The sequence below is a fragment of the Enterococcus sp. DIV1328a genome (assembly GCF_050536905.1).
Classification (GTDB): Bacteria; Bacillota; Bacilli; order Lactobacillales; family Enterococcaceae; genus Enterococcus; species Enterococcus faecalis.
Genome location: NZ_CP172912.1, coordinates 2,163,698 through 2,178,015, shown reverse-complemented (window position 1 = coordinate 2,178,015; position 14,318 = coordinate 2,163,698). Strand labels below are relative to the sequence as shown.

The 14,318-nt window shown below is 36.0% G+C and carries 13 protein-coding genes; 10 read left to right on the top strand and 3 right to left on the bottom strand.

Features of this window, described 5'->3' with window-relative positions:
• The first annotated feature begins 136 nt into the window (after positions 1-136).
• Positions 137-1,852, top strand: coding sequence for an ABC transporter ATP-binding protein (locus IGL93_RS10390; RefSeq protein ID WP_010776051.1), 1,716 nt, complete (start codon positions 137-139; stop codon positions 1,850-1,852).
• Positions 1,853-1,894: 42 nt separating this feature from the next.
• On the opposite strand, the gene trpS is transcribed toward IGL93_RS10390, so the two are convergent.
• Complete coding sequence (trpS, locus tag IGL93_RS10385; protein WP_002359559.1) at positions 1,895-2,905, bottom strand: tryptophan--tRNA ligase; 1,011 nt, start codon at positions 2,903-2,905, stop codon at positions 1,895-1,897.
• Positions 2,906-3,264: 359 nt separating this feature from the next.
• Between trpS and spxA the strand changes: the two genes are divergently transcribed.
• From spxA to IGL93_RS10360, 5 genes are all read left to right on the top strand, one after another.
• Positions 3,265-3,663, top strand: coding sequence for a transcriptional regulator SpxA (gene spxA / locus IGL93_RS10380; protein ID WP_002356477.1), 399 nt, complete (start codon positions 3,265-3,267; stop codon positions 3,661-3,663).
• 342 nt (positions 3,664-4,005) lie between these two features.
• Entirely contained in the window at positions 4,006-4,668 is a 663-nt protein-coding gene (locus IGL93_RS10375; protein WP_002356478.1) for an adaptor protein MecA, read from the top strand.
• Between the two features lie 90 nt (positions 4,669-4,758).
• Positions 4,759-5,937 carry a competence protein CoiA gene (locus IGL93_RS10370; RefSeq protein WP_010713156.1) on the top strand — a complete coding sequence of 393 codons (1,179 nt, stop codon included), beginning with the start codon at positions 4,759-4,761 and terminating at the stop codon, positions 5,935-5,937.
• Positions 5,938-5,984: 47 nt separating this feature from the next.
• The gene (gene pepF, locus IGL93_RS10365) at positions 5,985-7,796 is read left to right on the top strand and encodes an oligoendopeptidase F (protein ID WP_002356480.1); all 1,812 of its coding nucleotides are present in this window, start codon (positions 5,985-5,987) and stop codon (positions 7,794-7,796) included.
• A gap of 159 nt (positions 7,797-7,955) precedes the next feature.
• Entirely contained in the window at positions 7,956-8,675 is a 720-nt protein-coding gene (locus tag IGL93_RS10360) for a helix-turn-helix transcriptional regulator (RefSeq protein ID WP_010713157.1), read from the top strand.
• 284 nt (positions 8,676-8,959) lie between these two features.
• Here the strand turns inward: IGL93_RS10360 and IGL93_RS10355 are convergent, their stop codons facing one another.
• A complete protein-coding gene (locus IGL93_RS10355; RefSeq protein ID WP_002356482.1) occupies positions 8,960-9,619 on the bottom strand; it encodes a ClpXP adapter SpxH family protein in 660 nt (219 codons plus the stop codon).
• A 63-nt stretch (positions 9,620-9,682) separates the two neighbouring features.
• Positions 9,683-10,261 carry a CYTH domain-containing protein gene (locus tag IGL93_RS10350; protein ID WP_002395485.1) on the bottom strand — a complete coding sequence of 193 codons (579 nt, stop codon included), beginning with the start codon at positions 10,259-10,261 and terminating at the stop codon, positions 9,683-9,685.
• A 196-nt stretch (positions 10,262-10,457) separates the two neighbouring features.
• Between IGL93_RS10350 and IGL93_RS10345 the strand changes: the two genes are divergently transcribed.
• The 4 genes from IGL93_RS10345 to mgtE are packed head-to-tail and all read left to right on the top strand — an operon-like array spanning position 10,458 to position 14,235.
• Positions 10,458-11,132, top strand: coding sequence for a GTP pyrophosphokinase (locus IGL93_RS10345; RefSeq protein ID WP_002356484.1), 675 nt, complete (start codon positions 10,458-10,460; stop codon positions 11,130-11,132).
• Between the two features lie 12 nt (positions 11,133-11,144).
• A complete protein-coding gene (locus IGL93_RS10340; RefSeq protein WP_002356486.1) occupies positions 11,145-11,942 on the top strand; it encodes an NAD kinase in 798 nt (265 codons plus the stop codon).
• A 7-nt stretch (positions 11,943-11,949) separates the two neighbouring features.
• Positions 11,950-12,843, top strand: coding sequence for an RluA family pseudouridine synthase (locus IGL93_RS10335; RefSeq protein WP_002362281.1), 894 nt, complete (start codon positions 11,950-11,952; stop codon positions 12,841-12,843).
• Between the two features lie 30 nt (positions 12,844-12,873).
• On the top strand, positions 12,874-14,235 hold the full coding sequence (gene mgtE / locus IGL93_RS10330; protein ID WP_002362548.1) for a magnesium transporter: 1,362 nt from the start codon (positions 12,874-12,876) through the stop codon (positions 14,233-14,235).
• Positions 14,236-14,318 lie beyond the last annotated feature (83 nt).

The window sequence follows — 14,318 nt, the reverse complement described above, 5'->3', positions numbered from 1 at the left end:
ATAATGAAAAGTTTGTGAAAATGATTTTGAGTCAAAGTTACTTAAATAACACGTGTTCTGATAGAAGTTAGAATTTTGCAAGAGACAGTCTTTTTCCGTATAATGAATGAGAATGAAGGGGGAGAGTTAGGGAGTTATGTTAAAGCGTTTTTTTGGGTATTATCGACCTTATCGTCGATTATTTATTTTGGATTTTGGGTGTGCCGTTTTTGCGGGGCTGTTAGAGTTGGCTTTTCCAGTAGCAGTCAACCAAGTAATTGATAAGATTATGCCAAAAGGAGATTTTCGCCTCATTGCATTAGCTAGTGCGGGCTTATTTGCATTTTATATAATCAATACGTTTTTACAATTTATTGTGGTTTATTTTGGTCATATGTTAGGCGTGAATATTGAAACAGATATGCGTGAAGAATTATATCAACATCTTCAAACACAACCGTTTGAGTATTATGATAATCAAAAAACAGGGAAATTAATGAGCCGTTTGACCACTGATCTTTTTGAAATTTCGGAAGTGGCGCATCATGGTCCAGAAGACGTCTTTATTACGATTATGACGTTAGCAGGTTCTTTTTTATTAATGTTAACCATTCACGTGAAATTAGCCATCGCTACGTTTATTTTATTGCCATTTATCACGATTGCGCTAGGCTATTTTAATAAAAAAATGACAAAAGCGAATACGGATATTTACGATAATTTAGGTGAATTTAATGCTGGGATTGAAGCGTCAGTAAGTGGAATACGTGTCACGCAATCTTTTGCAAATGAACCATTTGAACGAGAACAGTTTAATTATTTAAATCAAATGTATCGAAAATCGAAATTATATTTTTATAAGGTGATGGGTGTCAGTTCCGCCTATAATTACTTATTAATTCGTCTGATAAATTTATTTTCATTAATTTTTGGTGCGTATTATACAATTAAAGGAGAAATTACAGAAGGTCAGTTTGTAGGATTTATTTTATTAGCCAATATTTTTATTCGGCCGATTGAAAAAGTCAACAATATGATTGAAAGTTATCCCAAAGGATTTGCTGGTTTTAAACGTTTTACGGAAGAAATGGACAAACAACCGTCCATCAAAGATTTGCCAGGAGCTGTTGCTGTTTCGCATTTAGAAGGAACGATTGCCTATAAAGATGTTTCATTTGCTTATGAAGATGGCACAAAAGTTTTAGACCATATCAATTTAAAAATTCAACCTGGTGAAACCGTTGCTTTCGTTGGCCAAAGTGGTTCAGGAAAAACGACCTTGTGCAATCTGTTGCCTCGTTTTTATGAAGTCAGTAGTGGTGAAATTACGATTGACGGTAGAAATATCCAGCAAATGACCTTGGCTTCATTACGTAAGCAAATTGGAATTGTTCAACAAGATGTGTTTTTATTCCCTGGAACATTACGAGAAAATATTGCTTATGGGAATTTAAATGCTACAGAAATAGACATTCAACAAGCGGTGAAATTAGCACATTTAGAACATGTAATTCAGCTAATGCCAGATGGCTTGGACACAATTATTGGCGAACGTGGCGTGAAATTATCGGGCGGTCAAAAGCAGCGAGTGGCAATTGCGCGAATGTTCTTGAAGAACCCGCCGATTTTAATTCTAGATGAAGCGACTTCTGCATTAGATACAGAAACAGAGCAAGTGATTCAAGAGTCATTAAACTCGTTAGCTGACGGGCGAACAACATTAATTATTGCCCACAGACTGGCAACGATTAAACATGCTGATCGAATAATCGTAGTGAGTGACCAAGGAATTTTAGAAGATGGAACACATGAAACTTTGTACGCGCAAAGAGGCCACTATCGTCGCTTGTACGATGCTCAATTTAGAACATAAAAAACCCGCGAATAAAACTTCGCAGGTTTTTATTATGTTTAGTTAGCGCCGAACTTTTCTTCCCAAACCAACAGCATTTTTCATTCGTTGAAGTGTTTTGTTGGCTACCTGGCGAGCGTTTTCTGCACCCTCATCTAAAATCATATCTAATTCTTCTGAAGCTAGAAGCTCTTGGTAGCGCACTTGAATAGGTTCTAATAAGGCAACTACTGCTTCTGCTAAATCTGCTTTGAAGTCTCCATAGCCTTTGCCTTCGTATGCTTGAACAAGTTCCTCAACAGTTTGACCTGTCGCAGCAGAATAAATATTTAGTAAGTTAGTAATACCAGGCTTTTCTTCTTTATTATATTCAATTACACCAGTTGAATCAGTTACAGCAGAGCGGATTTTTTTGCGAATCACTGCTGGCTCATCAAGCATTGAAATAAAGCCCTTCACATTTGTATCAGACTTACTCATCTTTTTCGTTGGTTCCTGTAAGCTCATAATTCGACTACCTTGCTCAGCGATTTTTACTTCAGGCATCGTTAAAATTTCTTGATTTTTTTGGGCATAACGTTTATTGAAGCGTTCCACAAAATCACGTGTTAATTCTAAATGTTGTTTTTGATCATCTCCGACTGGCACTAAGTCAGCGTTGTACAACACGATATCACCAACCATTAATGGAGGGTATGTTAAAAGACCAGCGCTTACGCCAGCACGACCATTTTTTTGCGATTTATCTTTAAATTGTGTCATTCGCTCTAACTCACCAATAGAAGTATTGCACTGAATGATCCAACCAGCTTCTGCATGCGCACTCACTTCAGACTGTATGAAAATTGTTGCTTTTTGTGGGTCTAAACCAACCGCTAGGTAAAGAGCTGCTAAACTACGAATTTGTTGGCGTAGCTTTTGCGGTTCTTGGGGAACGGTAATGGCATGTTCATCCACAATACAAAAATAACAATTGTATTCATTTTGTAATTCGATAAATTGTTTCATTGCACCAATGTAATTTCCGATTGTCGGAGTACCACTGGGCTGAATACCAGAAAAAATTGTTTTCATTAAATAACCACCTGACTTTAGACTTAAGATAGTGAATAGTTCTATTATACATTTTATTAGAAAAAAATACATGGGAACTTCTTGAAAAATCACCAAGAGAAGTAAATTATAACAGCAACCATAAAAATAGAAAACTGTATTACTTTTTTACAGAATCATAACGAATATCCATAAAATTTCATAAAAATTAACCCTAATTTTACACGGATGTAATGAAGGAAAAATAAACAAAGTTAATAAAAAATGTTTAAAAACCCCTAGTATTTTTATTAGAAATTAGGTATACTGGTTTTAAATAGAGGAACAGTACAGTTCCCTGTTTCAGAAACGCGATGATTCGCGAAAAGGAGTGATGCACAATGTTGACACTTTATACTTCCCCAAGTTGCACGTCATGTCGTAAGGCTAGAGCCTGGTTGCAAGAGCACGAAATTCCTTTTAAAGAAAGAAATATTTTTTCTGAACCTTTAAATATTGAGGAATTAAAAGCAATTTTAATCATGACAGAAGATGGAACAGAAGAGATTATCTCTACTCGCTCTAAAGTTTTCCAAAAATTAAATATGGATTTGGACGAGCTTCCACTTCAAGATTTATTAGAGTTGGTTCAAGAAAACCCTGGATTGTTGCGTCGGCCAATTATGATTGATGAGAAAAGATTACAAGTCGGTTTTAACGAAGATGAAATTCGCCGATTCTTACCAAGAGATGTTCGACAACTGGAATTGCGCCAAGCACAATTAATGGCAGGTTTATAAAAAATATAAAATTTTGTTCTTTATTTGTTAATTTTAATAAAGAACGATTCATATGAATTTAGGGCCAGGGATTTTTATCTCTGGCTTTTTAATACATATTTAGAACTTGTATTCATTTGATTTGGCAGAACGTGGTCAAGGAAAAATAGTATCTTTTTTGGAGAGACTGCGTTAAGATGAAGAGGTAGAAGGAGCGAAAAACCAATCGTTAAAAAAGTTCAAAGTTTATAAAACGTTCGCTAGTTTTCGAGGATTTACAGACTTTCCACTTTACTTTTGTGTAGTTTTCGCTACAATGAACGTAAGAAGTTTCCTGATTGAAGCAAAGAGAGGTGTAGCGCTATGGAAATGGAACATATTAATGAAAATACGATTCGTGTGTTAATTGGCAACGAAGACCTGGCGGATAGAGGGATTACTTTTCTTGACTTACTAGGAAACCACAAAGATGTTGAAAATTTCTTTTATAGTATTTTAGAAGAAGTTGATGTCGAAGATGAATTCCAAGGTAGTGAAGCAGTCACTTTCCAAGTCTTGCCTAAAAATGATGGCTTAGAACTGTTTATTAGTAAAAATGTCGCTATGGACGACTTGTCTTCCTTAGAAGGTCTGAGCGAAGTCAATGCAGATGTTAGCGAATTGATTCGCAAACAAATTGAAGCAGACAAAGCAGCCGCCGATGAACTTGATGAGATGGAAGCCACAGATGAAACAAACAGAAATGTAATCTTTGAATTAGATAATTTTGAAGCGATGATCCAATTATCCAAAGAAGTCTTCATGCAATCTGTTTTGACTAACTTATACACGTACAACGATCGTTATTACTTACAAGTTTTGTTCTTAACCGATGAATTAGAAAAAACAAATGTTGACAATGAAATTGCACAGATTTTAGAATTCGCTCATAAAACAACTGTCACTCAGGATACTTTAGTCGAATATGGCACTTGTATTATGGAACGCAGTGCGCTGGAATTAACACGTTATTACTTTAATGATTAAGCAAAAAAGCAAAAACTTTCGAGTTTTTGCTTTTTTTTTTTGATGAAAATTAAGAAACTTTGCGTAGTTTATTTATGAGAGGTGAAAATCATGTTAACAGCTTTAACGGCAGACAACCAAGAATTATTTTCTTTAATCGATTGCTCGATTGATGAATTAACACAGATACGAAGCGAACAAGCTTTTGTGTGTCCAATGTGTTATCAATCGGTCATTTTGAAGGCAGGCCCCATTAAAATACCCCATTTTGCTCATCGTAAAAAGAATAGTTGTTGGTACGAAGCAGAAGCTGAAACAGAAGAACACCTCCGCTTGAAGCAGCTTTTTGCGGAAAAGTGTTTACGCGAAAAGCTGTCCTTTCAAGTTGAGGCATACTTACCCACCTTGAAGCAACGCCCAGATTTACTCATTGGCAAGATAGCCATTGAAATTCAATGTAGTCCATTGCCAATTAAACGTTTGGTGGAACGGACGGAGACTTATCAAGCTCATGGCTATCAAGTTGTTTGGATTTTAGGTGAACGATTAGTGCCTAAAGACAAGCTCACGCAATTAACGAAACAATTCCTTTACTTTTCGGAGTCCTTGGGATTTTATTTATGGACGGCCAATAAGAAGCAAGAACGAATAGAATTACTTTGTCATATTGAAGAGAGTCAATGTCAACAATTTTATAGAAGAAAACAATCATGGGATTTTTACGAAAAAAAATTACTAGAAATCTTCCGACTACCGACCGCTAATTTAAATTTACTGCCAAATAGACGGCACACTGGTCAATTGATGCATGATTATTATCAAAAATTGACACAACAACTTGGTTACAGAAATGCTCAGTTGCTTAGAACACAGAGCTTTTTATATACGAAAGGTTGTCACCTTCTCCAGTTACCTCCTTGGTTTTACTATCCTGGATTGAAGCTATTACCTTCTTCTGAAGAAGATATTCATTTAAAAATGCTTGTTTGGGAAGCACTAAAAACCGAAGAAGAGCGTTTAGTGACCAAACAGGAACTATGGCGTATCTTGGAAGCTATTTTTTTGGAAGAAGGGAACTTTGTTTGGCAGCCACTGCCGAATATTGGCTTAAAAAAGCTTTTTAAAATCGTGGGGAATAGATTATTGAGCTGGTTACAAGAATGTTATGTGTTAATTAAAGTAAACAATAAGTACCTAATAACTAGTATTTTCCTAAGAGAAGATCCTGAAAAGCTCATTCATTGGCTAAAAAAAGTGAAAAAACAACATTTTTTTAGTCACACGTGTTAAATTATGATAGTATAATGAGTAAAACGTTTCTTAAAGGAGAGTAAACTATGAGCGAAATTAAACAATTACCAACACGTGATGAAGTTCCAACTCCATTGACTTGGGATTTAACCAAAATTTTTAAAGATGATGCTGCTTTTGATGTTGCGTATAATCAGTTGACAGAAGAGCTAAATCAAGCAGAATCATTTAAAGGTACCTTAGGGAATGGTGCAGAAGCTTTTCTAGCTGCGTTAGAATACGTTTTAGATGTCTATCGAAAAGTGGAAACATTATATGTCTATTCTCATTTAAAAAATGATCAAGACACTACAAATACAGCTTACCAAGCTTTATATGCCAGAGCTAGTTCTTTATATGCACAAGTTAGTGAAGCTGTTTCTTGGTTTGACCCAGAGGTTTTAACATTAAGTGATGAACAAATCTGGGGATATTTTGAAGAGCAGCCGAAATTAGCTGTTTATCGTCACTATATTCAAAATATTTTAGATGAACGTCCCCATGTTTTATCGATGGAACAAGAAGCTTTACTGGCGGGGGCTAGTGAAATTTTTGGTGCCTCAAGTAATACATTTTCAATTTTAAATAATGCAGACTTAGAATTTCCAACTGTGCAAAATGCTGAAGGCGAAACAATTCAACTTTCTCATGGCGTTTATGGTCAATTAATGGAAAGTGTCGATCCATCTGTTCGTGAAGCAGCATTTAAAGGGTTGTACAAAGTATACAAACAATTTAGAAATACATTAGCCTCAACTTTAGGTGCACATGTTAAAACACATAACTATAAAGCAAAAATTAGAAATTATGATTCTGCTCGGGCAGCCTCTTTAGCAAGTAATCATATTCCTGAAAGTGTTCACGAAACATTAGTAGCTGTAGTAAATAAACATTTACCTTTGCTACATCGTTATGTAAAATTAAGAAAAAAATTATTAAACGTAGAAGAATTACACATGTACGACTTGTATGCGCCTTTGCTAGGTGAAGCACCAATTCGTTACAGCTATGAAGAAGCAAAAGAAAAAGCAATTGAGGCTTTAAAACCACTAGGTGAAGACTATCTATCTATTGTCAAAGAAGCTTTTTCAAGTCGTTGGATTGATGTGATTGAAAATCAAGGAAAACGAAGCGGCGCATATTCTTCAGGAGCTTATGATACAGCCCCATACATTTTAATGAATTGGCATGATAGTTTGGATCAACTATTTACATTAGTCCATGAGATGGGCCATAGTGTTCATAGTTACTATACAAGAAATAATCAGCCGTATGTTTATGGCGACTATTCAATTTTCTTAGCTGAGATTGCTTCAACCACAAATGAAAATATTTTAACAGAATATTTATTACAAACAGAAACAGATCCTAAAGTACGTGCGTATGTCTTAAATCACTATTTAGACGGCTTTAAGGGAACCATTTTCCGTCAAACCCAATTTGCGGAATTTGAACATTTTATTCACACGGAAGATGCTAAAGGCACGCCATTAACAAGTGAATATTTGAGTGAGTATTATGGCGAGCTCAATGCTAAATATTATGGACCAGAAGTAGTTAGAGACGAAGAAATCAGTTACGAATGGGCGAGAATTCCACATTTTTATTACAATTACTATGTTTATCAATATGCAACTGGCTTCTCAGCCGCTTCGGCATTGTCTAAACATATTTTAGCTGGAGAAGAGGGAGCTTTAGAGAACTACCTTAACTACTTGAAAGCAGGAAGTAGTGACTTCCCAATTGAAGTGATGAAAAAAGCGGGCGTGGATATGACACAAGCCGCGTATATCGAAGATGCAATGAAAGTTTTTGAAGAACGTTTAACGGAATTAGAAGCTTTGGTTGAAAAATTATAATTCGTAACTTCTTAGTAAACATAAAATATAAACCTGGTTTTATACAGAATAGTAAATATATCTGTGTAAAACCAGGTTTAGTTATATAATTAAATAGATTGTTGCTTTCTTTTATATCAAGCTTCTATTATCTTTAGAGTAATAAAAGGAGGTTTTTTTTTGAACATAGGGAATTCATTAAAAATGAGAAGAAATGAATTAGGATTGACACAATCAGAGGTTGCTGAGAAATTATACGTTACTAGGCAAACAATTTCTAACTGGGAGAATAATAAATCATATCCTAATATTGATTGTTTAATTGAACTAAGTAATCTTTATGAAATGACCTTGGATCGATTATTGAAGGAGGACAATACGATGGTGGAGAAACTTTCGAAAGATATTAGAGAGGGACAGAAGTACAAAAAATTATTTTTAATATTATTAATTATAGTACTATGTATAGGTGGATATTTTACTATTTTACAACTTCGTCTGAATAATTTGTATAGCGGTGTCAAAGAATGGAATCAAAATGGTCAAACTTATAATTTAATAGAAGATAACATTCAATATCATGTGGTTAAAATTGATAATTATAATCTGTTTACAATTCCAGAAGAATTGGAATTAATGAGTTCGTATATCTCTGAAAACGAAAAGTTTAATATGTATTATAGCGGTGATGATTCGAATATAAAAATTTACTGGACAACAGGAGCATTAAATGGGTTAGAGTTATCTTTTGATAAAGAATTCATCTTTGACAATGTAAATCAAAGAAATAAATTTTCTTATGAGATTCAGGAATTAATAAATAAAAATTTAGATAAGGATAAAAAAGAACTAACCATATTATATAAACAGACTAAAAATAAATGGGAAGAAATAAATTAGCTTGTGTTAAACCGAATAAAATTTACTCGATTTTTTGAGTTAGTATCGGCGAGTATTGTCTGATAGCGTTCCAAGAGATTAGTCGATGAACTGAAATAGATATTGGTGGTTGATACAAATTTCGGTGTTAATATTTAAGAGTACATAATATATATACATGGACCCATTCCATAGCTGTCTTTTATAAGAACAAAGCATCAAATGTAGTAGTATTAGACTTTATCTATTATTATAGAACATGGTGAAAATAGTAAAAGAAGGACCAGTCAACTGGTCCTTCTTTTTTATAATAAATGTAAATGTCCATTTGGAAAATGATAATTGGAGCGACGTTTAAATTCAAAGGTTGCGTCACCTTGGTCCAGCAACGGTTCGTTATGTGGATGGACACGACAAAGTTGTTTAATTTCATCCATGTTTTCAAAATTTTCGACTAAAATGCCGAAATCGTTCTCGCAAGTATAGTTGTAAACGACTGCGGTAGGATGTTGTTTAATCCCCATTTCTCGAGCAACTTTTTGGTCGGTTTGGAAAGATTCTTTGACAAAATCGGATTGTCGGTCTTTACGATACATATCAATATCCCCGCCGGCCGCTAGAAGTAGTTCTTCTGATAACTCAGGAGAGTAAGCTAGACCGTCTTCAGCTACTGCTTTTTGTAAGCCAATCAACAATTGTCGGCCTTTTTTTCGGCCTTGTAACTGTGCTGCTTTATAGTCAAGAGCGGCTGAGTATAAATCTTCAAAAATTCGATTCCGTCGTTTAATGTCATTAATCGGAATATGTTGACGACTCAAAAATTCATTGATCGTTTTCATGTTTAATAAAGGGATAAAGCGCAATTGTATTTTTTTCTTGTCGTTAACAGACAATTGTATAATTTCTTTTTCAATTTCTAAACAGACGCCGCCTAAAGGATTGACGAACAAATAAATTTCAACCATTCATACTTCCTCCAATGCCATGCTTTTTCAAATACAGGTGCCAGAACGTCAGTGCTTCGAATACTAAGGGGCAGTGGTCCGCATCATGCGTTGAATCTTGTTAGGTGCAAGCGTAATGGGAATGTTCAAATCAGCCATTAATGTTTGAAACGCTTGCTTGCCGCTTTCAGCTTCAGTAACTTCTAACTCTAATTCAAAATCGTGCTGTTGGTTATACCAACTTTCGTCTAACGCAAGTAGTCCTTGAGGAATTTGTTTTTCTGCACGTGCTGTTTTTAATGAACCAATTAAATGGATCGAGGCGATTTCAATACCTAATTCTTGTAATTTCTTCGCCACAGCCCCCTCAGTAGGGAGGTGATTCCTCTTGATAAAGTGGTTCGCCGTCTCAAGCGATAAAGGGTCATTGATTTCTAATAATCCTTCTGGCGCAGGAACTTTTAAGGTTAACTCACCACGATCTGCTAATACGCGAATTCTTAAGCCCATTCGTTGTGCTTTTAATTGAAAATCGTCCGTATCAAAATAATGATTTGTTTGCGTAAAAAAGTCCGTTTTTTGAATAGAAAAATGGTCGATTAATCGTTTGAAATCTTGCGGACTAACTAATGTTTTAAATTCAATTTCTAAGTGCTCACTCATGGGGTTCTCTCTCTTTCTTAAATCACTCCAATTTTCACATATTATATAGGTTTCCGTCAAGAAAAGTGGTCTTCTCTGTGAAAAATTTTTCTAATGAAAGGCGTTTGGAAATCAAATAGCGAATAACACCCTATTTTAGGGAGGACTGTGGTAAAATAATCAGTGAATGAAATTCAAGGAAATTGAGGGATCTACCATGGAACGAGAGTGGGAGCTGTTTTTAGCGCCATATGAACAGGCGGTCAGCGAATTAAAAGTAAAACTACGAGGTATTCGTAAACAATTTCGGGAGCAAGATAAACACATACCAATTGAATTCGTTACAGGACGTGTGAAACCAGTAGATAGTATTTTGACCAAGACGGCTATTCGGCATATTCCTTTAAATCGGATTGAAGAAGAAATGCAAGACATTGCTGGTTTGCGGATTATGTGCCAATTTGTGGAAGACATTTACCAGGTAGTCGCACTTTTAAGAAATCGTAAAGACTTAAAAATTGTGGAAGAACGGGACTACATTGAAAATAAAAAAGAAAGTGGTTATCGTTCGTACCATGTGGTGGTGGAATATCCTGTGCAATTAGTCACTGGGGAAAAGATTATTTTGGCCGAAATCCAAATTCGGACACTTTCCATGAATTTTTGGGCAACGATTGAACATTCTTTGAATTATAAATATCAAGGTGTCTTTCCTGAAGAAATGAAAGAACGCCTTCAGCGAGCGGCAGAGGCAGCCTATTTATTAGATGAAGAAATGTCATCTATTCGTGAAGAAATTCAAGAAGCACAACATTACTTCTCTCATGGCCGTGGATTGCTAGAAAACGAATACTATAAGCAAATTAAAAACGAAACACCAGAAAATCAGTAAAGGAGTCTGCTTATGAAAGTGGCGATTGTTCATAACTCGGAAGAAAAATCGAAACAAGTCACAAAACAACTGACAACACTATTAGAGCAAAACCAAATTCAAATAGACAATCGTCAACCTGAACTTGTGATTTCAGTCGGCGGAGATGGTACGCTTCTTTCCGCTTTTCATCGATTTAATCATCTGTTAAACGAAGTAAGTTTCTTAGGTGTACATACCGGACACTTGGGTTTCTATACAGATTGGCGTGATTATGAATTAAAAGAACTAGTTGAAAGTTTATGTATTCATCGTGAAAAAAGTACAAGTTATCCATTATTAGATGTGCGGATTCGGTTTAGAGATGGGAAACCAGATAAACATTTTTTAGCATTAAATGAATCGACAATTAAACGAGGAAACCGGACGATGGTGGGCGATGTGTTTATTAAAGACGAACTGTTTGAACGATTTCGTGGTGATGGGTTGTCGATTTCGACCCCAACCGGCTCTACTGCGTATAATAAAAGTATTGGTGGGGCTGTTTTGCATCCTAGCATTAATGCGTTTCAGTTAACCGAAATCGCCTCCTTAAACAATCGTGTCTTTCGAACATTGGGGTCACCGATTGTAATCGCACATACGGAGTGGCTGGAGATTAAATTACAGGAAAGTGATGATTATTTTGTCACGGTGGACCAATTAGATATTTATCAAGAAAATATCGCTTCTGTCTGCTATCGAATTGCAGACGAACGGATTCATTTTGCCTCTTATCGGCACATGCATTTTTGGCATCGAGTGAAAGATGCCTTTATTGGTGAGGATTAATTAAACGATGGAATTTCAATGGACATATGACAAAGAAACAACACAACAAGTGAAATATTTTTTAAAGGAACAAGGTGTTTCAAAAGGGTTATTAGCAAAGGTGAAATTTCAGGGTGGTAAAATTCAAGTGAATGGGACCGTTCAAAATGCCATCTATCCTTTACAAACTGGCGATGTCGTTAAAATGACGATTCCAGATGAAGCGGAACATGAGACATTATTAACAGATGATGAACCGATTGAAATTGTGTTTGAAGATGATCATTTTTTAGTAGTTAATAAGCCTGCTGGCATTGCCTCAATACCTGCTCAGTATCATCCTTCAGGAACGATGGCGAATCGTGTTAAGGGCTATTACAAGCGACAAAATTACGTGAATCAAGTTATTCATGTCGTGACTCGTTTAGATCGAGATACTTCTGGGCTGATGTTATTTGCGAAACACGGCTTTGCCCATGCTTTAATTGACCAAGAATTACGAGAAAAAAAGGTGACAAAAATTTATTATGCCCTTGTTGGTGGAGCGATTGAGCAGTTAAACGAGCATCAATTGATTGAAAAGCCAATTGGGCGCGACTTGTCCTCTTTATTAAAACGCCAAGTTATCGAAACAGGTCAATTTGCTAGTACAGAATATTGGCTCGCAAAAAGAGGAGCCCAAGCAGCAGCTGTGCGCATTCAGCTCCATACAGGACGAACACATCAAATTCGGGTACATTTTGAAGCAATTGGCTGTTCATTGTTAGGGGATGAGATGTATCATGGAAAGATGGATCAAGGAATTGAGCGGCAAGCGTTGCATTGCATGGAACTAATTTTTACTCATCCTTTTACCAAAGAAACGGTTCATCTGATTTCCCCACTAGCGGAGGATATGAAAAGTGTAGATGATACGTTATAATAATAAAGAGGCAGGAGGGGAAAGTGTAAGATGAATGAAGGCCAAGAAATGGAAGAGCAATTTGCCCTTCTTTTAGAAACGCTAAAAAATCAACAAATGAACGAATTTCGTGAGCTATTTTTAGCGTTACACATTTATGAACAAGGACAATTTTACCAATCGTTAGATGAAAAAGACCGACAACATTTATACAATTACCTATCTCCGAAAGAACTAGCGGATATGTTTGATGTTATCGAAGAAGATAATGAGAATATGAAAGATTATTTAGCTGAAATGCGCCCAAGTTATGCAGCAGATATGTTAGCTGAGATGTATACCGATAATGCGGTGGATTTACTAAATATGTTAGATAAAAGTCAAAAGGCGAAATATCTTAGTTTGTTAAGTAGTGAAGAAGCAGGCGAAATTAAAGAGTTACTTCATTACGAAGATGAAACTGCTGGGGCGATTATGACCACCGAATTTGTTTCGATTGTGGCGAATCAAACAGTGCGTTCTGCGATGTACGTCTTAAAGAATCAAGCGGACATGGCGGAAACAATCTATTACGTTTACGTAGTCGACCAAGAAAATCATTTAGTCGGCGTTATTTCGTTGCGGGATTTAATTGTTAATGATGATGATACCTTGATTGCTGATATTTTGAATGAACGGGTTATTTCAGTTCATGTTGGCGATGACCAAGAAGATGTCGCGCAAACAATTCGTGACTATGACTTCTTGGCTGTGCCAGTTACAGATTATGATGATCATTTGTTGGGGATTGTAACAGTTGATGATATTATTGATGTTATTGATGATGAGGCCGCTAGCGACTACTCTGGTTTAGCCGGGGTCGACGTTGAGGAAGTTAGTGAGAACCCTTTAAAAGCCGCTTCTAAACGATTACCTTGGTTAATTACATTGCTGTTTTTAGGAATGTCTACGGCCTCTTTAATCAGTAATTATGAGTCTTTAGTTAGCGAAGCGAGTATTTTAGCCGTTTTTATTTCTTTAATTACCGGAACAGCCGGCAATGCTGGGACACAATCATTGGCGGTCGCGGTACGCCGTTTGGCTATGAAAGATGAAAAGGATAGTAATTTTGGTCGCTTAATCTTAAGTGAAGTGCTCACGGGACTAGTGACGGGGGCTGTGACAGGTTTAACCATTATGATTGTGGTTGGCGTGTGGCAACATAATCTTCCGCTTGGATTTGTGATTGGGATGGCAATGCTCTGTGCAATTACTGTGGCGAATTTAGCAGGGAGTTTAATCCCGATGTTAATGGATAAATTAGGGTTTGATCCCGCAGTTGCCAGTGGCCCGTTTATTACTACCTTAAGTGATTTAACCAGTGTATTAATTTATTTCAATATTGCCAGCATGTTTATGCGTTATTTTGTTTAAAAAATTGCACTTATTTATCATGAGACTGAGGTAAAAGGTTTCGTTGGTTTGCTTGAAATCAAAAAAGTGAGATAGCCGTTACT